The organism is Chryseobacterium lathyri (assembly GCF_030812195.1).
GTDB classification, from domain to species: domain Bacteria; phylum Bacteroidota; class Bacteroidia; order Flavobacteriales; family Weeksellaceae; genus Chryseobacterium; species Chryseobacterium lathyri_A.
Window position 1 is genome coordinate 537,191 of sequence record NZ_JAUSSF010000001.1, and the last position, 24,499, is coordinate 561,689.

Sequence of the window (24,499 nt, forward strand, 5' to 3'; positions counted from 1 at the left end):
AAAGATAAATCAGTAGCAGAACTGTCACGCTGATGGGAATTGAAGTTTTTATAGCTGATTAACAGTCTGTAACTGTAACCAATTGATTTAATATATTTTATAAATTAATCATTTGTCTTTTCTGCAAAACAAAAAATATTTCCAAGCTTAATACTGGAATACCCATTGCTCTTTATTTTGGACGAATTAATCATAGCTTTGGCTAAAACATCTGTAGGTAAAGGCTTCTGACTTTCCAAAAGCCCCAGCTTATTGGCAAATTTTATAATTCTGCTTCCCAGAACTTCTCCGGTTCTTTCAGAGTCTTTTCTTTCCAGCATTCCGGGTTTGAAAATAGTGATCTTATTGAAATGAAGCTGCTTTACAGCCTCTTCCAGTTCACCTTTCATTTTAGAATAGAAGATTTTAGATGTGGGGTTTGCTCCATAAGCAGAAACCAGTATATAGTCTTCCACATCATTTTCCTTCGCTGCTTTGGCAAATTCATACTGATAATCAAAATCTACCTTTCTCTGGGCTTCTTTACTTCCGGCATCTTTCAGCGTCGTTCCCAGGCATGAGAATGCAATATCACCCTTCACTTTATCTTTCCATTCTTCCGGCTTTTCAAAATTAACCACATGAACTTTCAGCTTGTCATTCTGAATATCCACAGGCTTTCTTACAAAGATATCAACTTCCTCAAACTCTTTATCGTTGAGCAGCTGCTTTACCAGATCCTTTCCTGTAGCGCCCGTTGCGCCAATGACCAAAGCTTTCATAATAATTGTGATTTATATAGATGGTATTTTCTTTCTTAAATTTACTACATTTGAAATTAATATCAATAATCATTAATCACTTATCATTTGTTAAAATTCATGGATGCCAACGAAATTCTAGATTATTGCCTTGCCAAAAAAGGAGTTACAGAAACTTTTCCTTTCGATAACGAAACCCTTGTGATGAAAGTAGGGACAAAAATGTTTTTATTAATGGGGCTTGAAAGACAGCCATTGAGCGTCAACGTAAAAACCGACCCTGAATGGAGTGCAGAACTCCGAGAACAGCATCCGCAGATCACAGGGGCATTTCACATGAATAAAACCCATTGGAATTCCGTCATGGTTGATGGTCTGAAAAGAGATCTTATTTATAAATTAATAGATCATTCCTATGAATTGGTTTTTAATTCATTAACGAAAAAAGCAAAGGAAGAAATTATAAATAGCTAGAATTGAAACTCCTGGGTCAGCCTTTTATCTTCGTCCAACCTTTCGATAAGCTTTTCAAGACCTTCAAACTTGATCTCGTCATGAAGGAAATCCCTGAATTTTACCGTGATTTTTTCATCATAAATATCACCATCAAAATCAAGGATATAGACTTCAACGGTTAATTTTTCTCCGTTCACAGTAGGATTGGTACCAATGCTGAGCATTCCTTTATATTTATGACCTTTTACTTCAGTTTCTACAATATAAGCTCCTTTTTTAGGAAGAAGTTTAATAGATTCAGCATCAATATTAGCCGTAGGATAACCGATTGTTCTTCCAATTTTTTTCCCGTGAACAACAGTTCCGGAAACAGAGTAGGAGTAACCAAGCATTTCATTGGCTTCTTTAATATTTCCTGTCAGAAGAGCATTGCGGATTTTCGTGGAACTGATATTGTTTTCGTGGATATTGATCGCTTCCATCTGTTCAACAACAAAATTCAATTCTTTGGAAAGCTTTTGAAGGAGCTCAAAATTTCCACTCTTATTTTTCCCAAATGAATGGTCGTAGCCTATAATAAGGTATTTTACATTTAGTTTGTCAATCAGAATTTGGCGTACAAATTCTTCCCCTGTAAGATTTCTGAATTCTTCATCAAATTCTTTCAAGAATAAGTGGTTAATTCCGTATTTTTCGATCAACTGTTTCTTTTCATCCAACGTATTCAGAAGCTTGAGATCTTCATTCGGGTTAAAAACAAAACGCGGATGTGGCCAAAATGTAAGGATTGCTGTTTCCAGATTATTCTCTGTACCCACATTGATCAGTTCATCTATAATACTTTTGTGCCCTAGATGTACTCCGTCAAACATTCCTAGAGATAATGCTAAAGGTTTTTGGGAGGAATAATCTTTAAAATTCTTGAAAACTTTCAAAACGGAAAAATTTGACTGCAAATATAAAGATAATGTGGGAATGTACCAATTTACTGGTTTACCAATATTTTCACTCAGAAACATTGTTATTATTGCTAAATTACTACATTGATTAATTAATAAAAAGTATGATAAAAATCTTTTTTTTACCAATTGTAGGTTTATGAAGAATCATTATATTTGCACCAAGAAAAAATTTAGCAATGGCAAACCAAATTAAAGGTAAAATTTCTCAAATTATTGGTCCGGTAATCGACGTTGTCTTCACAGATGTGGAAGCAATTCCAAGTATTTATGACGCGTTAGAAATTACAAAAGGAAACGGTGAAAAAGTAGTCTTAGAAGTAGAGCAGCATATTGGTGAAGATACAGTAAGATGTATTGCAATGGATGCTACAGACGGTCTTCAAAGAGGGCAGGAAGTAATCGGATATGGAAATCCTATTACAATGCCAATCGGTGAAGCTGTAAACGGAAGACTATTCAACGTTGTTGGGGATGCTATCGACGGACTTCAAAATATTTCTAAAGAAGGTGGTCTGCCAATTCACAGACCAGCTCCAAAATTTGATCAACTTTCAACTTCTGCAGAAGTTTTATTTACAGGTATTAAAGTAATCGACCTTATCGAGCCTTACGCAAAAGGAGGTAAGATTGGATTGTTCGGTGGTGCCGGTGTAGGTAAAACAGTATTGATCCAGGAGTTGATTAATAATATTGCAAAAGGACACGGAGGTCTTTCAGTTTTTGCCGGAGTAGGTGAAAGAACGAGAGAAGGAAATGACCTTTTGAGAGAGATGCTTGAATCAGGAATTATCAAATATGGTGATGATTTCATGCACTCTATGGAAAACGGAGGTTGGGATCTTTCCAAAGTAGATTTAGAAGCTATGAAAGAATCTAAAGCTGCATTCGTTTTCGGACAGATGAACGAGCCGCCAGGTGCAAGAGCCAGAGTAGCACTTTCTGGTCTTACATTAGCGGAGTATTACAGAGATGGTGGTGAAAGCGGACAAGGTAGAGACGTACTTTTCTTCGTAGACAACATCTTCCGTTTTACACAGGCTGGTTCTGAGGTATCTGCACTTCTTGGTCGTATGCCATCAGCGGTAGGTTACCAACCGACTCTTGCTTCTGAAATGGGTGCGATGCAGGAAAGAATTACTTCTACTAAAAACGGTTCAATTACTTCAGTACAGGCGGTTTACGTACCTGCGGATGACTTAACTGACCCGGCTCCTGCAACTACGTTTGCTCACTTGGATGCAACTACGGTACTAGACAGAAAAATTGCTTCATTGGGTATTTATCCTGCAGTAGATCCATTGGCTTCTACGTCAAGAATCCTTGCTCCGGAAATTATCGGTGAAGAACATTATGATTGTGCTCAGAGAGTGAAAGAAATTCTTCAGAGATACAAAGCGCTACAGGATATCATCGCGATTCTTGGTATGGAAGAACTTTCTGAAGAAGATAAATCGGTAGTTTACCGTGCAAGAAAAGTTCAGAGATTCTTATCTCAGCCTTTCCACGTAGCTGAACAGTTTACAGGTATTCCGGGATCATTGGTAGACATCAAAGATACCATCAAAGGATTCAACATGATCATGGATGGTGAACTAGATCATTTACCGGAAGCTGCCTTCAACCTGAAAGGAACCATCGAAGAAGCTATCGAGGCTGGACAAAAAATGTTAGCTGAAAACGCGTAATTAAATTAGACATTAAGATATCAGATTATAGACATGAGACTTTAATGTCTGAAATCTGAAGTCTGAAATCTTCAAATCTAAATTAAAATGAATATAAAAATTTTAACACCAGAATACGTAGTTTTTGAAGGAGAAGTAGACTCTGTATTGTTGCCGGGAAAAAGTGGTGAATTCCATATTATGAAAAACCACGCAGCAATCGTTTCTTCTTTGATCGGAGGTAAAGTAAAGCTTTTCACATCTTCAGTTGGTGAAGCTTATGCTAAGAACTTTACTAAAGAAAATGAGAAAGACTCTGTTTTTTCTTACCCTATCAAAAGCGGTGTTGTAGAATTTAATCATGATAAAGGAATCATCCTTTGTGAATAATTAAATGAAAAGCTAAATATATTTTCAAGAAAGTGTAACTTTGGTTACACTTTTTTTATGTTGTGTAAAAGTCTGATTTTATGAAGAAAAGTACAATCATATTCTTTACCATTCTGGGAATCCTATGTAATGCTCAAAATTTTAAAACCAAAAGAGGTATCATAAGCCTTGATGGCACCCATGTTGCCAAGATCTCAAACAAATCCAGTATCTATACATTCATGGACCTGAATGATACCCCGATGTATACTATAGAATTCATAGATAAAAGTATAGTGGATTCTGTAAGAGACAGTTATATAAAACTGAACAGGGTTTACAACCGGGATAAAACAATAGAATTGGACTATATCTCTCCGTCAGCATTTTCTGGGGAGGAAAAATCGGCAGTATATACTTCTATAAAAGGACTGAAGATTATTGATAATAAAGGGATCAACATTAAAAATCTGGATGATATATTTAAAAATATTCCCAAAAGGAAGCTGGATACCAAAACTAAAGATGCCTATACTACCAGAAGTAAAATTGATAAGCTGAACATTGAAGTCAATAAAGTAGGAGAGATCATTAGCAACGGAATTCCTGTTGGATACTTTACCAATCTTCCGGTAAGTTTCGGTTCTGAGGATACTATTACAGATAAAACCTTCATAGATATTGAGGTGTATGACGCTAAAAGTAAATACATTGGAAAATATATTACCACTACAAAACAGATCAAAACAGCTAACGGAAAAATTTTTACCATTTACAGGGAAATGTCCGGTAGAGCTTCTCTGTTAAAATTCCCTACTTATAAAGCCATTGCAGAAAGAATGGCAATTATGGACCCGAGCTTTATTAAAGTTCAGGAAAAAGTAATTGTTGGTGACGTTGTGAAGGGAAATGCTGAAAAATAAAATTGTATTGACTCTAAATACTCATAAAAATCCCGGAGATGTAACTTTCCGGGATTTTTTTAATTTATTTAAAAAAATTACAAACTCAAAATTACTCCATTTTCTTTCAATTGCTGCATCGGCTTCGAAAACCAGAATAATTCGAAATCTTCAAAATATTCTTCAAACTGATTCTTAAGTTGCTGAGCTGTAACTTTTTTCGGATTCTCTATAGAATTTTCTTCCAGCACATTCATTAGCCATTCCGCTTTATCCTGCTCCAGATCTATCTTTACAATATTGGTTTTTAAATGGAACGTGAGAAGTGTATATGCACCGGAGTATTTCTTTTTATTTTTTATGCGATTCTCAGCGATTACGTTTTTGGTCAGGAAAACAACCTTTGAGTTGCCTTTAAAGCCGAATTGAGTATCATCCAGAAGACAGTCATGAATATAGTCAGGATGAACAGTTGTTCTTGGAATTTTAAAATCAAACCATTCCTGAAGTGGAAACTCAAAATTGATTCCGTGCATATAATTAAAAAGAGATTTTTTCAATCCAAAGCTGAACTGGCTGTGATCGATTCCAGTTTTGTCTTCAAAATCAATATCATTATTGGCAAACAGAATTTCCTGCTTCAGAGGAGTCACTCCAAATTCCTCAGGATTTATTCCGACAGGCGAATGCGCCGTCATGGCAAACTGATGCCAGAAAGCACTTTGAAGAATTCCCATCTCAAACATCTGCCTTACCATTTCCAAAGAGTCCACTGTTTCCTGGACAGTCTGAGTCGGGTAGCCATACATAAGATACGCGTGAATCATGATTCCGGCTTCGGTAAAATTTCTTGTTACCTTTGCCACTTGTTCTACAGAAATACCTTTATCTATCAATTGTAGCAACCGGTCACTGGCAACTTCCAGCCCTCCGGAAACGGCAACGCATCCCGAAAGTTTTAGCAGATAACATAAATCACGGGTGAAACTTTTCTCAAACCGGATATTGGTCCACCAGGTAACAACCAGATTTCTTCGTAAAATTTCCAGAGCGACTTCTCTCATCAATGCCGGGGGAGCAGCCTCATCAACAAAATGAAATCCCGTTTCACCGGTTGTTTTGATGAGTTCCTCCATTCTGTCCACTAAAATTTTAGCAGAAATAGGTTCGTAGATTTTGATGTAGTCCAGAGAAATATCACAGAACGTACATTTTCCCCAGTAGCAGCCGTGGGCCATGGTCAGTTTGTTCCATCTTCCGTCACTCCACAAACTGTGCATCGGATTGGCAATTTCAATCACTGAAATATACTGGTCTAGTTTTAAATCTGTATAATCCGGTGTACCGATATCTGCCTGCTTATAATCATGTCTTTTAGAATTATTTTTATAAGTAACTTTTTGATTTTCAATTAAAAATGTTCTCTTGTACTCTGCAGCTTCTTCTGAAATAGGTAAGCTGTTGTAAAGGAGTTCGAGAGGAAGTTCACCATCATCAAGAGTGATAAAATCAAAAAATTCAAAGACTCTCTGATCTTTTACTTCCCGTAATTCTGTATTGGGGAAACCACCACCCATCGCAGTTTTAATGTGAGGATAATTTTTTTTAATAAACTGTGCACATTTGAATCCGGCATACAGATTTCCTGGAAACGGAATTGAAAAGCAGACCAGTTTTGGCTGGACCAATTCTAATTTTTCCTGAAGAATTTTGAGGGTAAAGTTGTCAATAAAGGTTGGATTATTGGATAGTTTTAAATACAGCTCATCAAAAGAATTGGCGCTTTTTCCAAGACGTTCCGCATATCTGCTGAATCCGAAATCCGAATCAATATTTTCAATAATATAATCTGAAAGATCTTCTAAATATAGGGTAGCAAGATGCTTGGCCTTATCCTGAAGTCCCATATTTCCAAATGCAAAATCCATATCATCCAGCTGGTTGAAACGGGAAGCCTCAGGAAGGAAATTCATGCTGCAGATCTGTCTGGCCAGCGTAGGGGTCTTCCCCTGCAGAAAAGGAATAACCTGATCTATCGTTCTTAAATATTCTTCCCGTAATGCATAGATTCGCCGTGAATTCTCTGATATTTCCTGAAGATTGATTTTTGTGCTGAAAATTTTCTCGAGTCCGTTTTTCGAAAATAGCTCCAAAATAACATCAAGTCCCAGATCGGCCTGATAGCTGGAAATATTTTTGGTATTCAGAAAGCCTTTTATATAAGCTGTTGCCGGATAAGGTGTATTGAGCTGGGTAAAAGGCGGAGTAATGAGAAGAAGATCTTTCAACAGGAAATTTTTGCAAAGTTATTTTAAATTCATCTAAAATGAAAAATCTAGGTAGGAAAGTTTAAGCGGATTTTTTTTATTCTTAAATACCTTATTGATATCAGTCATTAAGTTTCCAGTGATAATAGGTCCATTTTATACCAAATAATCCGGGATAGGTTTCAATATCGAGAAAATCTCCTTTTCCGAATTGATGATAAGTTTTACGGTTTACATGTATGATAATAGGTTTTGGATATTCTTTTAAGTAATATGAGCGTAAATATTCATAATCGTTTTTATATTTTACAGGCTTCATTTTATTGGGAGGAATTTCATATTTCTTAATCTGAACAGTATTCATTTTTTCTTTTGGAATAGCCTTAAACTGATAGTCTGTGATTTTATAATAGCCTTCCGAATCCCGTTTTTCTTCTATAGGACTGGATTTATCGGTAATTAAATATCCTTTCGATGATGGTTTGGAAAAATCAAAAGATATATTGACCGCTAAAAAGAACGGAATACAATAGTAACTCATTGTCTGTAAGATGTTCTGAGTGTTGTTTGGAATATCTTTACTTTTCGTTTTAACAAAAAAACTTACTATTACCGGCAAAAGGAATAAAATTAGCTGGGTAATTAAACTGAAATGATACCATTCAAAAAATTTCCAGACGATAAAACCATATAAAAAAGGTGTGGTAAGAAACAGAAGCTTATAGCTAAGATACAGATCAATATTTTTCCTGTCAGTATCCTTCATGAAGAATCTTATCCAGGGAATACAAAAAATAATTACACATAGAAATCTGAATTGCCATGATATAGGTTCCGAAAACAACAAAGCTGTACATAATAATATTCTTGTAATAAGAGAAAAAAGGATCTTCAGAATAATTCGCATAGTGTATTTGGCCCATCAGTTTGCTGAGTAAATATAATATAAAAATTGTTATGGAATAGTAATTGTTAGCCAGTCATTTTTATGTGGGCTGAGTAAGTTTCGATTTCCTGTTGTCTGCAATAACATTAAAGGTTACCCCTAAAAGGATGAGCGTAATGCCGATAAGAAGATTTAAGGTAAATCTTTCATGAAACATAAGAACACTTACCATCACTGCAACCACAGGTTCCAATGCTCCTAAAATAGCAGTCGGAGTAGAGCCGATATATTTTATGGCATATACCAAACACAGACTTGAAATGACGGTGGTGAGAAAAGCAAAAACAATAAAATTTAAAAAGATGGATACGGAAGGAATGGCAAAAGATTCACCTTCGGCAGAAGCTTTTATCATAAAAAATGCTGAAGTGAAAAGCATAGAGTAGAATGAAAGCTTGAATCCCGATACTTTAAGGTCAGATTTATTAACGATCACCATATAAAGGGCATAAAATAATGAGCTCAGCATCACAATTCCAAGACCTGCAAAATTGACCTCCAGACCATTTTCTTTTAAACATAAAACAATAACCCCTGCAAAAGCCAGTAACAGAGATACTATAGACAGTTTTGTGAGCTTTTCTCTATAAAAGAAAAACATAATTAAAGCTACAATAACCGGATAAATAAACAGGACGGTAGAAGCAATTCCCGGCGTAAGAAAATCATAGCCAATGAATAAAAATTCTGAAGAAAGGGCATAGCAGACTCCCAGAACAGCAAGGATCAGAGCTTCTTTTTTGTTGATTCTGAAGCTTTCTCTGGAATACAGCAGATATCCGCCAACCATTGAGGCAGAAAACAAAAATCTATAGAACAGCGTAATGTCCATAGAAAAATGGGTCTGCTTCAGCGGCAGGATGAAAATAGGGATCAGTCCGAATGAAACGGACGATAATATGCCTAACAAATAACCCTTTAATTTCATTCCAGTTTATTTTTATAAAAAACCACTGAAAGTCAATCAGTGGTTTTTCTATTGTATTATATGACGATATCGTATTACATTTGCTTGTATTCGATATTCATTTGTTTTTCCATTTCTCTGTAGTGTCCGGAAGTTAATTTTTCACGGATACCGTCAAAAGCAGCCAGGGTCTCATTAATTTCTGAATCTGTGTGAGAAGCTGTCGGGATCAATCTTAATAAAATCATTCCTTTAGGAATTACAGGATATACCACTACTGACGTGAAAACTCCATAGTTTTCTCTAAGGTCTTTAGCTAAAAGAGTAGCTTCAATTGTAGTTCCTTCTATGAAAACAGGTGTTACACAGGTATTGGTATTTCCAAGATTGTAACCTCTCTCTTTCAGACCGTCTTGAAGTTTTCTTACGTTCTCCCATAATTTCGCTTTAATTTCGGGACGGGTTCTCAAAAGCTCCAGTCTTTTTAAACCTCCAATTACCATTGGCATTGTTAAAGATTTAGCAAAAATCTGAGAACGAAGATTGTATTTCAAAAATCGGATGATGGTTTCATCTCCCGAAAGGAAAGCTCCAAAACCTGCCATAGATTTGGCAAAAGTAGAGAAATATACATCAATCTGGTCCTGGCAGCCCTGCTCTTCACCTGCTCCGGCTCCGGTTTTACCCAAAGTTCCGAAACCATGTGCATCATCTACCAAAAGCCTGAAATTGAATTTTGATTTCAGATCACAGATTTCTTTCAGTTTTCCCTGCATTCCTCTCATTCCGAAAACACCTTCAGTGATGACCAGAATTCCGCCTCCATTTTCTTCGGCAACCTTAGTTGCTCTTTCTAAGTTCTTCTCTAAACTTGCAATATCATTATGTTTGAAAGTAAAACTTTTCCCCATATGAAGACGAACTCCGTCTACAATACAAGCGTGAGAATCAGCATCATACACAATTACATCATGTCTTGTAACCAATGCATCAATGGCTGAAACCATTCCCTGATAACCGAAATTTAATAAATAAGCAGCTTCTTTTTGAGTAAATTCTGCCAATTCTTTTTCCAATTGTTGATGCTGCTGGGTTTCACCGGACATAGCTCTTGCTCCCATCGGATAAAACATTCCGAATTCCGCAGCTGCTTTTGCATCAGCTTCTAAAACTTCCGGGTGATTACAAAGTCCTAAATAATCATTTGCACTCCAGAAAATTACATCCTTACCTTGAAATTTCATTCTTGGGCCAATTGGACCTTCCAGTTTTGGGAAAACAAAATATCCTTCAGCGTAATCAGCGAATTGTCCCAACGGACCTGGATTTTGTTTGATGCGGTCAAAAATATCTAACATTTTGTATCGTAATTTTTAAGTGAAAAAGCCTTTTCTGCAGAACACAAAAGGCTTAATTTGTATCGTGGTTTATTTAAATCTATTTAATAAATTCTGTCTTGAAAACTTCATCGTAATTGTGTACGCAGTTATTTACAAAACCCTGTTCGGCCATCCATTTATCACTGTATACCTTAGTAATATACCTTGATCCATGATCAGGATAGATCAGGACAATAATATCATCTTTGGTAAGCTCGTGTGATTGTGCATACTGAATCAGTGCCTGGGTAACGGCTCCTGTTGTGTATCCTCCCATGATAGCTTCTTTAAGGGCTATTTCACGGGTTCTGTACGCAGACATTTCATCATTTACTCTTACAAACTCATCTACTTTGTCAAAAAGAAGAGCAGAAGGGATTAAATTTTTCCCCATTCCTTCAATTTGATAAGGATGAACATCTTCTTTATGGATTTCTCCTGTTTCGTGGTAGCTCTTCAGGATAGAACCGTCAGCATCCACACCGATAATCTTGATATCCGGATTTTTTTCTTTTAAGAATTTACCCGAACCGGACAATGTTCCACCCGTTCCAGTGCAGGCAAAAAGGTGGGTAATCTTACCTCCTGTCTGCTCCCAAATTTCAGGACCTGTGGTCTGGTAGTGTGCATCAATATTCAATTCATTAAAATATTGATTGATGTAAACTGAATTTGGTGTTTCTGAAGCTATTCTTTTAGCTACTTCATAATAAGATCTGGGATCATCTGCAGCCACATTGGCAGGACAAATGTATACCGTAGCCCCTAATGCTTTCAAATAGGCAATTTTTTCGGGCTTCGTTTTGTCGCTTACCGCCAGAATACATTTATATCCTTTGATAATACAGACCATCGCTATAGAAAATCCGGTGTTTCCTGAAGTAGTTTCTACAACTACAGAATCTTCCTTTAATAAACCTTTTTGTTCAGCATTTTCTATAATATGAAGTGCTATTCTATCTTTTGTGGAATGTCCAGGATTATATGATTCTAACTTGGCATAAACGGTTGCAGGAATATCTTTTGTAACAGTATTAAGCTTCACCATAGGAGTATTTCCTATTAGGCCAAGAATATTATCGTAAACATTACTCATTATTTGTTATTTTCAATAAAAATCTGACCGCAAAAATACAAAAAAATAAATAATTACTAAACTTTTGTTTGATTTCAAGCCAGCGATTCAGCAAAATTTATTTTCTGATTTGCAATCTTAGCTGAAGTATAATCGCAAATACTACGCCAAAATTTTTAAATTTTGTTAAAAACACCACAGAATGGTATAAAAGCCTTATTTTCGCGTAATTGATTTAATACTATGAAAAATTGGACTTTTAGGCAATGGAACACCGTTTTAGGATGGGTGATTTTCGTCATTGCATTTTTCACGTACTTGTCGACCATAGAACCCAATTTCAGTTTCTGGGACTGCGGCGAGTACATTTCCTCAGCTGTAAAACTTGAAGTAACGCATGCTCCCGGAGCTGCTTTATTCCAGATCTTGGGTGCCGTGGCAGCCATTTTTGCTTTAGGGAAAGGTGAAAATTATTCAATTGTGATCAATGCGATGTCTGCATTGTTCAGTGCGTTGACGATTTTATTTTTATTCTGGACGATTACCCATTTTGTAAGACGGCTGTTGAACAAAGACTTTGATGAAATTACAAAACACCAGGAAATCTCCATTCTTTTTGCAGGAGCTGTAGGTGCTTTATGCTTTACTTTTTCAGATACTTTCTGGTTTTCTGCTGTAGAAGGAGAAGTATATTCCATGGCTTCCATGTTCATTGCGCTTCTTGTCTGGCTGATTACCAAATGGGAAAACGAATACCTGGCGAAAGACAGTGAAAGATGGATCATCCTTATTTTCTTTGTATTGGGACTTTCTGTAGGCGTACACATGATGGGGATGCTTGCGGTACCGGCTGTTTGCCTGGTATATTATGCAAGAAACTATAAATTTACCTGGAAAAACTTTATCTGGGCTAATGCGATTACCCTGGGAATTCTGATCATTGTTTTCAAAATTATTTTCCCGCTGATCATGACGATGTTCGGTAGACTGGAAATATTCTTTGTCAACGGACTTGGACTTCCTTTCCACTCAGGAACTATTGCTGCATTTATTTTAATGACAGCAGCTTGTTATTTTATCATTAAATATGCAAGAAAAGCTAAGAAGAACATATATCAGACTGCTGCTTTGTCAGTAGTTTTTATGATCATTGGATTCTCATGCTGGATGGTTATTCCCATCAGGGCCAATGCGAATCCCCCGATGAACCTTAACGATCCTGATACTGCCATCGGTATGCTGGATTATTATAACAGAGAACAGTACGGAGACTGGCCTACCATTTACGGTCAAAATTATACTGCTTTCCTTGATGCCAACGGGATTGAGAAAAATGAAGACGGAAGCTTCAAAACAAAGAAAACCGGTGAGATCTACGAAAAGGATGAAAAAACCGGAACCTACAGAAAAACAGGAGACCGGTTCAATTATACATTCAGCCAGTCTCAGATCAGCTTAATGCCGAGAATGTTTAATGAAGATAAGGATGTAATGGCGAACTACATCTCCATGTACGGAGCTCCTGATTTTACCTACAATTACGCTAATGAAGATGTGGCCGACAATCCACAGGCCAAGCAGATTTTTGATGAATTGAGAGCAAAATATGAAGATAAATCCATCACTGCAGCAGATTATCTTAAAGTGAAGCCATACAACCTGATCAATGTTCAGAAGCCTTCACTGGCCCAGAATATGGACTATTTCATTACCTTCCAGAATGGGTATTACTTTGTAAGATACCTGATGTGGAACTTCGTGGGAAGACAAAACGACCTTGAAGGAAATATGGAAAACACCAAAGGAAACTGGATCTCCGGAATTCCTTTCATCGATAATGCACTGCTTGGAAACCAGGATAAGATGCCGGCTAAATTCAAGAATGAAAGTACGGTTAAATTCTTCTTTTTACCACTGATTTTAGGACTGATCGGTTTCTTTTTCCAGCTGAACAGAGACTTTGGAAGATTCTATGCATTGCTTTCATTATTTATTTTAACAAGTGTCGGAATTATTTTCTACACAGGCGTAAAACCTTTTGAACCTAGAGAAAGAGATTATGCGATGGTGGGTTCCTTCTATGCCTTTGCGATCTGGATCGGGCTTGGAGCCGGAGCTATTTTATGGTTTATCCAGTCTAAGATAAAATCTAATGGAGCGAATATTGCTTTAGGAGTTGTTTTATTAGGGGTACCTTTTATAATGGGCTTCCAGAACTACAGTGTCCATGACAGAAGCAACAGATATACAGCTTATGATTATGCTTATTCAGTATTAAAGTCACTTCCTAAAAACGATATTTTGTTTGTTTACGGAGATAATGATACGTACCCTGTCTGGGCCATCCAGGAAACAGAACGATTCAGGGATGATGTGAAGGTGGTTAATTTTACCCTTGCTTCAACTCCCTGGAACTTGGATCAGATAAAAAGAAAAACATATAATGCAGCAGGAATTCCGAGCGAACTGACTCACGAGGACTACAGAGACGGTGTAAACGACCAGATCTATATGATGAAGAAAGAAGATTGGGAAGGCGTTTTCTCTATGCTGAAAGAACAGGGTGTTCCTGATACCCAATTTGGAGCTTTCAGAAAATATCTTACACAGGATTCACTGACATTGAAAGAGGCTGTTGATTTTATTAAATTCAAATCTCCTGAAAAGGATGAGCTTCTGAAAATGTATTTCGGGGAAGAAAAATTTGAGAAATATAATATTCTTCCGGTAAACAAATTCATTCTTCCGGTTAATAAAGAAAATGCTTTAAAAGCAGGAATCATCACCCAGGCAGATCTTCCGGATGTTGTGAACCAGATTATGATCACTTATAAAGGAAACACGCTTTATAAAAACAACCTGATCATGCTGGATATGCTTGCCAATTTCGACTGGAAACGTCCAATCAACTTCTCATCAGGAGGGATCTACGACAGTGAAAATATCTTTTATCTTGACGAATATCTTCAGTTTGACGGATTCAGTTACAGGCTGGTTCCTATTCATACAGCTCCTAATGCAGACGGAGATATGGGAAGAGTGGATGTCAATTCCCTTTACAATGTCGTGAAAAACTTCAGATGGGGGAATTTTAAAGACTTGAATACTCATTTTGACGAAACTGCTACTTCAAACATTATGAGCTACAGAATGTCAGCAAGCAGAGCAGCTTCAGCATTGGCATTAAAAGGAAAGAAAGCTAAAGCTTTGGAATTATTGGATCTTGCCTCAAAAGAAATTCCTGCTGAGAAGTTTAATGATCCCAGATCATTGAGCTCTATGGTCACCGGATACATTATTGCAGGACAGGAGAAGAAAGGCCTGCAGCTGGCAGAGCTTCTGAAAAAAGGTATTTTTGAGGAATACGATTATTACTTGAGTCTTTCACGAGCTGATCAGAATTTTGCAAGACGACAGATGAGATCTAAACCTATGGAATATTCCCTTGTGGTAGCTGCTGTTACAGATGCTTATAAGAAATTGGGACAGAACGAAAAGGCTTATGCTTATCTGGTGAAATCTATAGAGCCGATCGATAAGAAATTCAATGTTTTCATCAGAGAACTTCAACAGATGGGCAAAGAAAAGGCAATGAAAGAATCTGAAAATGTACAGAAGATCACTCCTTTCTACCAGTATTTATTTGATGTGATGGAACCTTTTGATTCTACCTACTCAAAAGAGAAAGAGGATCAGATCACTACAGCCATCATTAAAGCAACACAATAAAAATATTTAAAAAACGGAACTTCGGTTCCGTTTTTTTGTTATTGGGATTCATAAATTTTAAGATTATATTTGTGATATTAAAAATACATGATGACTCAAAATAAAAATAATAGACTCCCAATCTATGCCGTAATTTTTATAGTTGTTTTTAAACTTCTCTTTTTATTGACTCACTATATCCAGGAAGATGCGTTCATTACCTGGCGGGTAGCTCAAAATTTGTTGGATTATGGAATAATAGGTTTCAACGGAGAAACCAAGGTTTCAGCTTCTACCAGCCATCTCTATATTTTTGTATCCTGTTTTTTCAATCTGATCTTCGGAAAAGAATATTTTATTGAGCCCCTGCTGATCTTCAATTCCATACTTTTTACCATAGGAACATTGCTTCTTGCTCATCTGACCCTTAAAAACCCATGGCACAAAGCTATTTTTATATTTTTAATCAGCATATTACCACCTTCCATTAAAATTTCTATTCTTGGAACGGAATACGGAATACTTTTCTTTCTGGAAATGGCACTTCTGTACTATGGATTCAATAAAGATAAAAAATGGGTTCTGGTTCTTTTTCCGGTTTTAATCATATTTACAAGGATCGATACCGTCATTTTTCTGGGAATAATATTTCTTGTCGATGTTTTTTGGAACCGAAAAATCAGATGGAAATATGTACTTGGAGGAATTCTGGGCATTTTATCCGTACTTTCTTTTAATTGGTTGTACTTCGGAGAATGGTATGCATATACCTTCACTTTTGCGCAAAATTTTGATCATTTCCTGACAAACTTTGGAAATTTCTGGGGAATGCTGAAACTTCCCGGAAACTTCAATCCGGTAACCATTATTACACTGATTTTTGAACTGCTGTGTTTTATTTATCTTATCAGGCAAAGAGAAAAAAGAAACTGTTTTTTATGGATGATCTTTGTTTTCGGCTGGATGCAACAAATTATTTTCATTTCTCAAAATAGCCTATCTGGCTTATATTACTGGATACCGCAGCTGTTGCTTTTTGTTCCCGTTCTTATTTTTGTATTGGAGCAGAAAGAAAAACGGAATTTGTGGCTTTCCCTTCTGATTGTATTCTATATTCTTCCAATGGCTGTTTTTCAGACCATGGATTTTATCGAAAAAGGAAATGCAGAATGGAATCAACACAGGAGAACAAGTCTGTCTCCCAATACTAATACTTCCAACCCATCTAAACCCTAATCCCTAAAAAATGAAATACTGTGCTTTTCTCCGCGGCGTAAACGTAAAAGGAACCAATATGAAAATGGCTGATGTATGCCAGGTTTTTAAAGATGCCGGAATGCTGGATGTAAGTTCGATACTGGCCTCCGGAAATATTGTGTTCTCTTCTGATAAAAAGGCAGGAGATTTAAAGAAAATTTTAGAAAAAGCGATGTCCGACCATTTTTCTTATGAAGCCTTCTTATTCATAAAATCTCAGGAAGAAACGGAAGTTTTCTGGAACAGTATTCCTTTTGAGAAAAAAGATAATCAGCATATTTATGCCTTTGTAGGAAATCCCGGAATAGAAAATATTTTGAATGCAGAATTTGAAGCTGCTTCCAAAGCTGAAAACGAAAAAGCCGAGATCGTTGGCGAAATATTTTACTGGCAGGTCCCGAAAGGAAATACTTTAGATTCTTCTTTTGGCAAAATTCTGGGAAAGAAAAGCCTTAAAGATCAGTTCACCAGCCGCAATATCAATACTTTTGAAAAGATCCTGAAAAAAATGTGCTCCTAATACCCGACTGCTATTCTCGCTGATTTTGTAGCTCATTATATTTATTAAATTATAAATATGATTTAATCTTCAAAGACATGTTGCATTCCCTAAACCCTAAATCTCTAGAGTCTATTATCTGGGCTCTCGGTTCTTAATTCTTGATTCTCATCTTACATCTCAAATAATTTTCGATTCTGAAACTTTATAAGTATTTTTACTGAACTTTTTAATTTACATAAAAATGATCCAATATTTAGATAATATCCACCACAAAGATTCAAAAAATTTTTTCCTTATTGCCGGTCCGTGCATCATTGAAGGCGAAGATATGGCATTGAGAATAGCAGAAAAGGTAATTAATATAACAGACAAATACAATATCCCATATATTTTCAAAGGAAGCTTTAAAAAAGCCAACAGGAGCCGTGTAGACTCTTTTACAACTATCGGAGAAGAAAAGTCCCTGGAGATTCTTAGAAAAGTAGGAGAGACCTTTAATATTCCAACAACAACTGATATCCACGAAAATGAGCACGCTGCACTGGCTGCTCAATACGTTGATGTACTTCAGATTCCTGCATTTTTAGTGCGCCAGACCGATCTTTTGGTGGCTGCAGCAGAAACGGGGAAATGCGTAACGCTTAAAAAAGGACAGTTCCTTTCTCCGGAATCAATGAAATTTGCTGTTCAGAAAATTACAGATTCCAATAACCAGAAAGTAGCTATTATTGAAAGAGGAAATTCTTTCGGATATACGGATCTGATTGTAGATTACAGAGGTATTCCTACCATGAGACAGTATGCCCCGGTTATTTTGGATGTTACGCATTCATTGCAGCAGCCTAACCAGAGTTCCGGAGTTACTGGCGGAAGACCGGACCTTATAGAAACGGTAGCTAAAGCAGGAATTGCCGTAGGTGCAGACGGAATCTTCATTGAAACCCATCCTACACCCGAAACTGCTTTGTCAGATGGAGCCAACATGTTAAGATTAGATTTATTAGAAGACTTGTTACAGAAATTAACAAGAATTAGAGAATCAATTTTGTAATTGTTAAAAAATCCCTATTTTTAGAAATTCTTAAAATATTTCTTTTGAAAAAACTAGTTTTACCACTAAGCCTTATGGTTCCCGTGCTGATTTTCTCTCAAAACAGAAAAAAAGATACTGTGGATAGAGTAACCGATATTGAGGAAGTCGTTTTCCAGAAAAAAGTGATCGGGAAAACAAATGACATTACCAATGTAAAAATCTCAGCAAAAGATGCAAAAGGAATTGCTACCATAGGTGGAGGAATTGAAGGTCTGCTTAAAACACTTCCTTCCGTAAACTCCAATACTGAGCTTTCTTCCCAATACATGGTACGTGGCGGAAACTATGATGAAAACCTTATCTATATTAATGATATTGAAATCTACAGACCTTTCCTGATCAGAAACTCACAGCAGGAAGGCATGAGTATCATCAATCCTGATATGGTTTCAACTGTCAATTTCTCTGCCGGAGGATTTGAACCGAAATACGGAGATAAAATGTCTTCAGCATTGAATATTTACTACCGCGAACCTGAAAAATTTGAACTTTCAGGGGAAGCGAGCTTAATAGGAGGAAGACTGACTGCTGGCTTAGCATCAAAAAATAAAAAACTGACTGCTTTATTTTCAGGAAGATACAGAAATACCAATTTAGTTCTAAATACACTGAATGAGGATACGGATTTTAATCCTACCTATTGGGACTTCCAGTCTTACATCAATTATCATCTCAACGATAAATTCTCCATGTCATTCATTGGATACTATTCCAAGAACGATTATGAAATGATTCCAAAAGCCAAGAGTGTAACTTTCGGAAGCCTTCAGCAGCCGATTACTGTAAACATTGGCTATGGCGGACGGGAGCAGGATATGTATAAAAATATGATGGGAACTTTTTCCCTGAACTATAAGCCTTCAGACCAATGGAAGTTTACATTGGATAGTTTTGCCTATCAGAACAGAGAAAAAGAATATTATTCCATTGCCTCAAGCTATGAGATCCAGACTTTTGATCTTGTGACAGGAGCTCCAAATCCTTCTTTTGATGGTGGCGGGCAGATAGAACATGCGAGAAATGACCTGTTTGTAAGAACGTACGGAACCCAGTTCAGAGCAAAATTTTCTCCTAATATCAATACCGATATTGAAGTTGGATTTAAGTACGAAAAAGAAAATCTGAACGATAATACCAATGAATGGAAGTTGGTAGATGCTGCAGGATACAGCATTCCACGTCCTATTGATGATCCGAGAGGAGCATCAGGAGATCTGGAACTGTTTTATCAGATTGCAGGCAAAAATAAAATAACACCTTCAAGGCTTTCTGCCTATGCGCAATATTCTCAGAAATTTTACTGGGGAGCTAGTAAAGTATTCGTTAATGCAGGAGCCAGAGTTTCAAACTGGAGTTTCAATAAAGAAACCATCTTTTCACCGAGATTCCAGTTTGCAATAAAGCCTGACTGGGATACGGATATGCTTTTCAAGCTTTCCGGAGGAATCTATTACCAGTCACCATTTTACAAGGAAATCAAAGATCTTGATGGAAACTTCAATTCCAATATAAAATCTCAGCGTTCCATGCAGTTAATTCTTGCCAACGATTATGAGTTTTATATGTATGACAGGCCATTTAAGCTGACTACAGAAGCCTATTATAAGAAAATGGATGATCTGATCCCTTATTACATGGATAATGTAAGAATCCGTTATTCAGGGAAGAATAATGCTTCAGGATATGCCTATGGAATTGATACCAGATTATTTGGGGAATTTGTTCCGGGTGTAGATTCTTGGTTATCAGCAAGTTATGCCAGGGTATACGAAAGTATCGACGGAAGAGGAAATATTCCGAGACCTACCGATCAGAGATTCAGATTTGCGATGTTCTATCAGGATTATATGCCGAAATTCCCGTCCATGCGTGTCAATCTTACATTGGTATATGCAATGGGACTTCCGAATGGGGCACCCGTTTTCTCAGATCCATATCAGTACCAGAGAACATTGCCTGCTTATAAAAGAGTTGATTTAGGACTTTCAAAAGTATTTATTGATTCTAAAGACAAGAAAAAGCGTTATGGCTTCTGGGGTAATTTCGAAGAATTAACCTTAGGCGTTCAGGTGTTTAATGCATTCAATATCAATAATACCGTTGCCAATCAGTGGATCACGGATTACAACTCAAGTGTAATGTATCCGGTTCCGGTGCGACTTACGGGACGTTTTTTCAATGTAAAGCTTGAATTCAAACTGTAGAATAGAGGCTAGAAGTTAGAATTTTGCTAAACAATAAAAATCTGCTCAATCTGCAAAATCAGTGAGAGTACAAAATAAAAAAAGCTTCCGAATATTCGGAAGCTTTTTTTCATTGAGCAGAATTTTATAACAAGTATACAGAATTTTATAACAGCGGTTTCCGGGATATTTTTAACTTTGTCCTATCAATGAAAAAGATTCTTGCCATATTATTCTCTGTTTTCTACTTTGGATTCTCTTCCGGAGCAGCTTTCAGCGTACATTTCTGTATGGAGGAATTTGTTTCCGTAAGCCAGAAAACCACAGATATCTGTGAGAAATGTGGTGTCAAAGAAAAAAAAGGATGCTGTAAGACTGAAATAAAGGTCGTAAAAGTAGATGATTCTCAAAAATCCGATCTGCTGATGATTAATTTTTTTAGTCAGATCGCTCCGGCATTAACGCAGCACCGGTTTTTCTTTACGGACCAATCTTTTTCAGCTACAAAATTTACACAGATAAGAATCAATGGACCGCCTGAATACAGGTCTGTTCCTATCTATATCAATCATTGTAATTTTAGAATTTAAGATCCGTCTGTTGCCTGGTGTGAATCAGGTGATCATACCTTCGCAGGCAACACGGCCCGGCGCATGATGCGTTTCAATTATTCTTTATTAAAAATTAATTCTAAAATTTAAAACAATGAAAAAGTATATCATCACAGCAGCATTATCTTTATTCTCAATTATTTCACTTTCTGCACAGTCTAAAAAAGACGTCCAGGTTTCAAAATTATATCAGAATTATATTGCCATTAAATCAGCTTTGGCCTCTGATGACGCAGATAAAACCTCAAAAGCCGCTGCAGAGTTTATCAAGACAGCTTCAACCCTAGATTACAAATCGGTTTCTGAAGGTAACCTTAATATTTTAAGAAAAGATGCCACAGTAATCTCTGATGCGCGGAATATTGCAGCCCAGAGAGAAACCTTTTCCAATCTTTCTGAGAACATGATCGCTTTGACAAAAAAATTTAAGCTTTCAGAAAAACCGGTTTATGTGCAATATTGTCCAATGGCTGATTCCAGCTGGTTAAGCGATGAAAAGCAGATCGTAAATCCTTACTACGGAAAATCTATGCTTTCTTGCGGAAGTGTAAAGTCAGAAATGAAATAATTATTGTATTTAATTTTAAAACAATAAGTTGTATAGTTTAAATTATATTTTACTTTAAGCTTTACATCTTTTAAAAAGTTCGGAATATTATGAAAAAACTGATCATATTTCTGGTGCTTTTGTTCTCTGTTTTTACGTTCGCACAAACAACGAAAACTTATTATACCTGCCCGATGCATCCTGAGGTAGTATCTTCCAAACCCGGAGACTGTCCGAAGTGCAAAATGACGCTGGTAAAAAAAACCGTTGTGGTAAAACCGAAAGCTGTACCACAGCCTGAGAAGAAAACAGTACAAAAACCTGCAGAAATTAAGACCAATAAGGATAAAGTTAAAATTCAGCCTAAGGCTAAGGCAAAAAAGGTTAATGCAAAACCAAAAGTTCAGGAAGTCAGAAAAGATAAGCCTGAAACAAAACCTAATCTTCAGCCTAAAACTTTTAAGTCTCAGCCAAAATCCCAGTCTGATGCTGTTTACACTTGTCCTATGCATCCTGAAGTTACTTCAGACAAACCAGGGAAATGTCCCAAATGCGGAATGGAATTGGTGGAAAAAGAGAATCATCAGCATACAGTTTTAGAAGAACCGGAAACAGACGGATCCGTATTCAAAAGAAATTCTGAAAACGGAAAAGTTACTTTCGGTGGAAAAACAGTAAGGTATGATCTTTATGTAAAAGATACGATTGTCAACTTTACAGGGAAAAATCGGAGAGCAATTGCGATCAACGGAAAGCTGCAGGCTCCGACCTTATATTTCACGGAAGGGGACACAGCGGAGATTTATCTTCACAATATGCTTAAGGAAAACACAGGGCTTCACTGGCACGGGGTGATTCTTCCCAATGAACATGACGGGGTTCCATACCTTACCACAAAACCTGTAACACCCGGAGAAACTCATCTATACAAATTCAGAGTTTCTCAAAACGGAACGTATTGGTACCATTCCCATGAAGCTTTGCAGGAACAGATCGGGATGAACGGTATTCTGGTATTCAATAAAAGAGAGGGAGAGCCTAAACCGTCTTATACCAAAGAAATCCCTGTATTATTAGGTGATTGGAGTGATGAAGACCCGATGCAGATTGCGAGAAGGCTTCATATGGCCAATACAGACTGGTATGCAATTAAGAAAAATGCGGTACAGAGTTATTGGGAAGCCATTAAATCCGGAAATTTCGGGACAAAAGCTTTAAATGAATGGAAAAGGATGGAAGCTATGGATGTGAGTGATGTTTATTACGATAAATTCCTCATCAACGGAGTTCCAAGCTCTGCCTATTCCAATCTGAAAGCAGGTGATAAAGTGAGACTAAGAGTCGCCAATGGCGGTTCGTCCACGTATTTCTGGCTGAATTACGGAGGCGGAAAAATAAAGGTAGTGGGAAATGACGGAAATGATGTGGTTCCGGTAGAAGTTGACCGCCTCATCATTGGAGTTTCAGAAACTTATGACATTGAAGTTACCGTTCCTGAAAACAAAAGTTTTGAATTCCGTTCCACATCAGAAGACAGGGTAGGACACGCTTCACTGTGGCTGGGGTCCGGTGAAAAAGTGGAAGCACCTAATCTTCCGAGGCTGATGCTTTTTGAAGGGATGAAAATAATGAACGGAATGATGGAAATGAGCGGGAATATGAAACCGATGAATATGACGATGGGCAATCAGATGATGGATATGAATGAAGTGATGTATCCCGAACTTCCCGAGAGCCAAAGGAAAATGACGATGAAGCACATGAATGAAATGATGGGCGTTAAGACTAAGGAAGAAGATCATTCGAAGACCGGGCACGAAAATCATGCAGGAACGGATATGAAGGAAGAAAAATCAATCAAAAGACTTTCATACAACCTCTTAAAATCTCCTGAAAAAACTATTTTTCCGGACGAAAATGTAAGAGAGCTGAAGTTTACATTAGAAGGAAATATGAACCATTATCTGTGGACTTTAGACAATAAAACGGTTACGGAAACAGATAAGATTTTGGTTAAAAAAGGAGAAATCCTGAGAATTAAGATGTACAATAATTCGATGATGCGCCACCCGATGCACCTTCATGGTCATGATTTCAGACTGATCAATTCAAAAGGAGAATATTCTCCCCTGAAAAATGTGGTAGACATTATGCCGATGGAAACCACTACAATTGAATTTGCCGCCAATCAGGATGGTGACTGGTTTTTCCACTGTCATATTTTATACCATATGATGGCCGGAATGGGGAGAATATTCAGCTATGAAAATTCAAAGCCAAACCCACAACTGCCTGACAGAAAACTGGCCTGGAAAAATTTCCTGAAGGACAACAGGATGATCAGTTCTATGGCAATGCTGGATATTGCAAGCAATAAAGTGCATGCGGAAACGATGACAATGTTTGGACCGAGATGGGCCAACCTGAACGAATTTCATTCCAACTGGGATTTTGATCATTTTGAAGGAAATGTGAAAGTAGGAAGATTCCTTGGGAAATTCCAGTGGGCACTTCCATATGCAGGGCTCAGAATCCAGAAGAACCATGAGATCATGGAAAGACAAATGGCAGAAGATATGGGCATGGAATTTCACGGGGAAAAATCGTGGTTCGGACAGCAGAAAGCCTCAAAAGACAAATATGCTTTCATGGTTGGGGTACAATATCTTTTACCCATGCTGATTACAGCAGATGCAAGCGTAGACCAGAACGGAAAAGTATTGCTGGAACTAAGTCGCGAAGATATTCCGATATCCAGAAGAATAAGAGGAAATTTCAGCCTCAATTCTGACGGAGAATTCTCAACCGGACTGAGATATATTCTACAGAAATGGGTTTCTGTTTCAGGGAATTATGATAATGAAATGGGCTGGGGAGCCGGAATTACCCTGACATATTAGATAAAAGGAACTCAATTCGGGTTCCTTTTTT

At 37.1% G+C, this 24,499-nt stretch carries 20 protein-coding genes; 12 read left to right on the forward strand and 8 right to left on the reverse strand.

All coding sequences use genetic code 11. The features are described from left to right. Positions 1–104: 104 nt before the first annotated feature. Positions 105–761: an NAD(P)H-binding protein gene (locus tag J2T03_RS02510; RefSeq protein WP_307209228.1), complete on the reverse strand. Its 657-nt coding sequence runs from the start codon at positions 759–761 to the stop codon at positions 105–107. 99 nt (positions 762–860) lie between these two features. Between J2T03_RS02510 and J2T03_RS02515 the strand changes: the two genes are divergently transcribed. Next, positions 861–1,214, forward strand: a complete 354-nt coding sequence (locus tag J2T03_RS02515; protein ID WP_307209230.1) for an MmcQ/YjbR family DNA-binding protein — start codon at positions 861–863, stop codon at positions 1,212–1,214. Here the strand turns inward: J2T03_RS02515 and J2T03_RS02520 are convergent. Then, complete coding sequence (locus J2T03_RS02520) at positions 1,211–2,131, reverse strand: bifunctional riboflavin kinase/FAD synthetase (RefSeq protein WP_307209231.1); 921 nt, start codon at positions 2,129–2,131, stop codon at positions 1,211–1,213. The two genes, J2T03_RS02515 and J2T03_RS02520, sit on opposite strands and share 4 nt — an antisense overlap. Before the next feature lie 203 nt (positions 2,132–2,334). On the opposite strand from J2T03_RS02520, the gene atpD reads away from it, so the two are divergent. From atpD to J2T03_RS02535, 3 genes are all read left to right on the forward strand, one after another. Then, the gene (gene atpD / locus J2T03_RS02525; protein WP_306842817.1) at positions 2,335–3,843 is read left to right on the forward strand and encodes a F0F1 ATP synthase subunit beta; all 1,509 of its coding nucleotides are present in this window, start codon (positions 2,335–2,337) and stop codon (positions 3,841–3,843) included. Positions 3,844–3,930: 87 nt separating this feature from the next. Continuing rightward, positions 3,931–4,212 carry a FoF1 ATP synthase subunit delta/epsilon gene (locus J2T03_RS02530; protein WP_111957931.1) on the forward strand — a complete coding sequence of 94 codons (282 nt, stop codon included), beginning with the start codon at positions 3,931–3,933 and terminating at the stop codon, positions 4,210–4,212. 80 nt (positions 4,213–4,292) lie between these two features. Next, positions 4,293–5,114 carry a hypothetical protein gene (locus tag J2T03_RS02535; protein WP_306842815.1) on the forward strand — a complete coding sequence of 274 codons (822 nt, stop codon included), beginning with the start codon at positions 4,293–4,295 and terminating at the stop codon, positions 5,112–5,114. 77 nt (positions 5,115–5,191) lie between these two features. Here the strand turns inward: J2T03_RS02535 and J2T03_RS02540 are convergent, their stop codons facing one another. The 6 genes from J2T03_RS02540 to J2T03_RS02565 all read right to left on the reverse strand — a co-directional run bounded on the left by J2T03_RS02540 (position 5,192) and on the right by J2T03_RS02565 (position 11,688). Next, the gene (locus J2T03_RS02540) at positions 5,192–7,381 is read right to left on the reverse strand and encodes a B12-binding domain-containing radical SAM protein (protein WP_307209233.1); all 2,190 of its coding nucleotides are present in this window, start codon (positions 7,379–7,381) and stop codon (positions 5,192–5,194) included. Between the two features lie 100 nt (positions 7,382–7,481). After that, positions 7,482–8,126: a hypothetical protein gene (locus tag J2T03_RS02545; RefSeq protein WP_307209234.1), complete on the reverse strand. Its 645-nt coding sequence runs from the start codon at positions 8,124–8,126 to the stop codon at positions 7,482–7,484. Next, complete coding sequence (locus J2T03_RS02550) at positions 8,113–8,283, reverse strand: hypothetical protein (RefSeq protein ID WP_307209237.1); 171 nt, start codon at positions 8,281–8,283, stop codon at positions 8,113–8,115. The genes J2T03_RS02545 and J2T03_RS02550 overlap by 14 nt, the downstream gene beginning before the upstream one ends. A gap of 63 nt (positions 8,284–8,346) precedes the next feature. After that, positions 8,347–9,234, reverse strand: a complete 888-nt coding sequence (locus J2T03_RS02555) for a DMT family transporter (protein ID WP_307209239.1) — start codon at positions 9,232–9,234, stop codon at positions 8,347–8,349. 74 nt (positions 9,235–9,308) lie between these two features. Then, on the reverse strand, positions 9,309–10,571 hold the full coding sequence (locus J2T03_RS02560; protein ID WP_116012617.1) for an aminotransferase class I/II-fold pyridoxal phosphate-dependent enzyme: 1,263 nt from the start codon (positions 10,569–10,571) through the stop codon (positions 9,309–9,311). Positions 10,572–10,650: 79 nt separating this feature from the next. Further along, positions 10,651–11,688, reverse strand: a complete 1,038-nt coding sequence (locus J2T03_RS02565; RefSeq protein WP_307209241.1) for a PLP-dependent cysteine synthase family protein — start codon at positions 11,686–11,688, stop codon at positions 10,651–10,653. A 222-nt stretch (positions 11,689–11,910) separates the two neighbouring features. On the opposite strand from J2T03_RS02565, the gene J2T03_RS02570 reads away from it, so the two are divergent. The 8 genes from J2T03_RS02570 to J2T03_RS02605 all read left to right on the forward strand — a co-directional run bounded on the left by J2T03_RS02570 (position 11,911) and on the right by J2T03_RS02605 (position 24,468). Next, positions 11,911–15,396, forward strand: a complete 3,486-nt coding sequence (locus J2T03_RS02570) for a glycosyltransferase family 117 protein (RefSeq protein WP_307209243.1) — start codon at positions 11,911–11,913, stop codon at positions 15,394–15,396. Between the two features lie 165 nt (positions 15,397–15,561). Further along, on the forward strand, positions 15,562–16,611 hold the full coding sequence (locus tag J2T03_RS02575; protein WP_307209245.1) for a hypothetical protein: 1,050 nt from the start codon (positions 15,562–15,564) through the stop codon (positions 16,609–16,611). Positions 16,612–16,621: 10 nt separating this feature from the next. Further along, positions 16,622–17,152, forward strand: a complete 531-nt coding sequence (locus J2T03_RS02580; RefSeq protein WP_307209246.1) for a DUF1697 domain-containing protein — start codon at positions 16,622–16,624, stop codon at positions 17,150–17,152. A 223-nt stretch (positions 17,153–17,375) separates the two neighbouring features. Further along, on the forward strand, positions 17,376–18,185 hold the full coding sequence (kdsA, locus tag J2T03_RS02585; protein ID WP_306842803.1) for a 3-deoxy-8-phosphooctulonate synthase: 810 nt from the start codon (positions 17,376–17,378) through the stop codon (positions 18,183–18,185). Positions 18,186–18,229: 44 nt separating this feature from the next. After that, positions 18,230–20,431, forward strand: a complete 2,202-nt coding sequence (locus J2T03_RS02590) for a TonB-dependent receptor plug domain-containing protein (RefSeq protein ID WP_307209248.1) — start codon at positions 18,230–18,232, stop codon at positions 20,429–20,431. 188 nt (positions 20,432–20,619) lie between these two features. After that, complete coding sequence (locus J2T03_RS02595; protein ID WP_306842799.1) at positions 20,620–21,000, forward strand: HYC_CC_PP family protein; 381 nt, start codon at positions 20,620–20,622, stop codon at positions 20,998–21,000. A 115-nt stretch (positions 21,001–21,115) separates the two neighbouring features. Beyond that, on the forward strand, positions 21,116–21,589 hold the full coding sequence (locus J2T03_RS02600; protein WP_307209250.1) for a DUF3347 domain-containing protein: 474 nt from the start codon (positions 21,116–21,118) through the stop codon (positions 21,587–21,589). An 89-nt stretch (positions 21,590–21,678) separates the two neighbouring features. Then, positions 21,679–24,468 carry a multicopper oxidase domain-containing protein gene (locus J2T03_RS02605; RefSeq protein ID WP_307209252.1) on the forward strand — a complete coding sequence of 930 codons (2,790 nt, stop codon included), beginning with the start codon at positions 21,679–21,681 and terminating at the stop codon, positions 24,466–24,468. Positions 24,469–24,499 lie beyond the last annotated feature (31 nt).

Excerpts from the sequence above, each read along its gene's own strand:
- J2T03_RS02510 (WP_307209228.1), bottom strand. The coding sequence starts at position 761 with ATGAAAGCTTTGGTCATTGGCGCAACGGGCGCTACAGGAAAGGATCTG.
- J2T03_RS02515 (WP_307209230.1), top strand. The coding sequence starts at position 861 with ATGGATGCCAACGAAATTCTAGATTATTGCCTTGCCAAAAAAGGAGTT.
- atpD (WP_306842817.1), top strand. The coding sequence starts at position 2,335 with ATGGCAAACCAAATTAAAGGTAAAATTTCTCAAATTATTGGTCCGGTA.
- J2T03_RS02530 (WP_111957931.1), top strand. The coding sequence starts at position 3,931 with ATGAATATAAAAATTTTAACACCAGAATACGTAGTTTTTGAAGGAGAA.
- J2T03_RS02535 (WP_306842815.1), top strand. The coding sequence starts at position 4,293 with ATGAAGAAAAGTACAATCATATTCTTTACCATTCTGGGAATCCTATGT.
- J2T03_RS02545 (WP_307209234.1), bottom strand. The coding sequence starts at position 8,126 with ATGAAGGATACTGACAGGAAAAATATTGATCTGTATCTTAGCTATAAG.
- J2T03_RS02550 (WP_307209237.1), bottom strand. The coding sequence starts at position 8,283 with ATGGGCCAAATACACTATGCGAATTATTCTGAAGATCCTTTTTTCTCT.
- J2T03_RS02555 (WP_307209239.1), bottom strand. The coding sequence starts at position 9,234 with ATGAAATTAAAGGGTTATTTGTTAGGCATATTATCGTCCGTTTCATTC.
- J2T03_RS02560 (WP_116012617.1), bottom strand. The coding sequence starts at position 10,571 with ATGTTAGATATTTTTGACCGCATCAAACAAAATCCAGGTCCGTTGGGA.
- J2T03_RS02565 (WP_307209241.1), bottom strand. The coding sequence starts at position 11,688 with ATGAGTAATGTTTACGATAATATTCTTGGCCTAATAGGAAATACTCCT.
- J2T03_RS02570 (WP_307209243.1), top strand. The coding sequence starts at position 11,911 with ATGAAAAATTGGACTTTTAGGCAATGGAACACCGTTTTAGGATGGGTG.
- J2T03_RS02580 (WP_307209246.1), top strand. The coding sequence starts at position 16,622 with ATGAAATACTGTGCTTTTCTCCGCGGCGTAAACGTAAAAGGAACCAAT.
- kdsA (WP_306842803.1), top strand. The coding sequence starts at position 17,376 with ATGATCCAATATTTAGATAATATCCACCACAAAGATTCAAAAAATTTT.
- J2T03_RS02595 (WP_306842799.1), top strand. The coding sequence starts at position 20,620 with ATGAAAAAGATTCTTGCCATATTATTCTCTGTTTTCTACTTTGGATTC.
- J2T03_RS02600 (WP_307209250.1), top strand. The coding sequence starts at position 21,116 with ATGAAAAAGTATATCATCACAGCAGCATTATCTTTATTCTCAATTATT.
- J2T03_RS02605 (WP_307209252.1), top strand. The coding sequence starts at position 21,679 with ATGAAAAAACTGATCATATTTCTGGTGCTTTTGTTCTCTGTTTTTACG.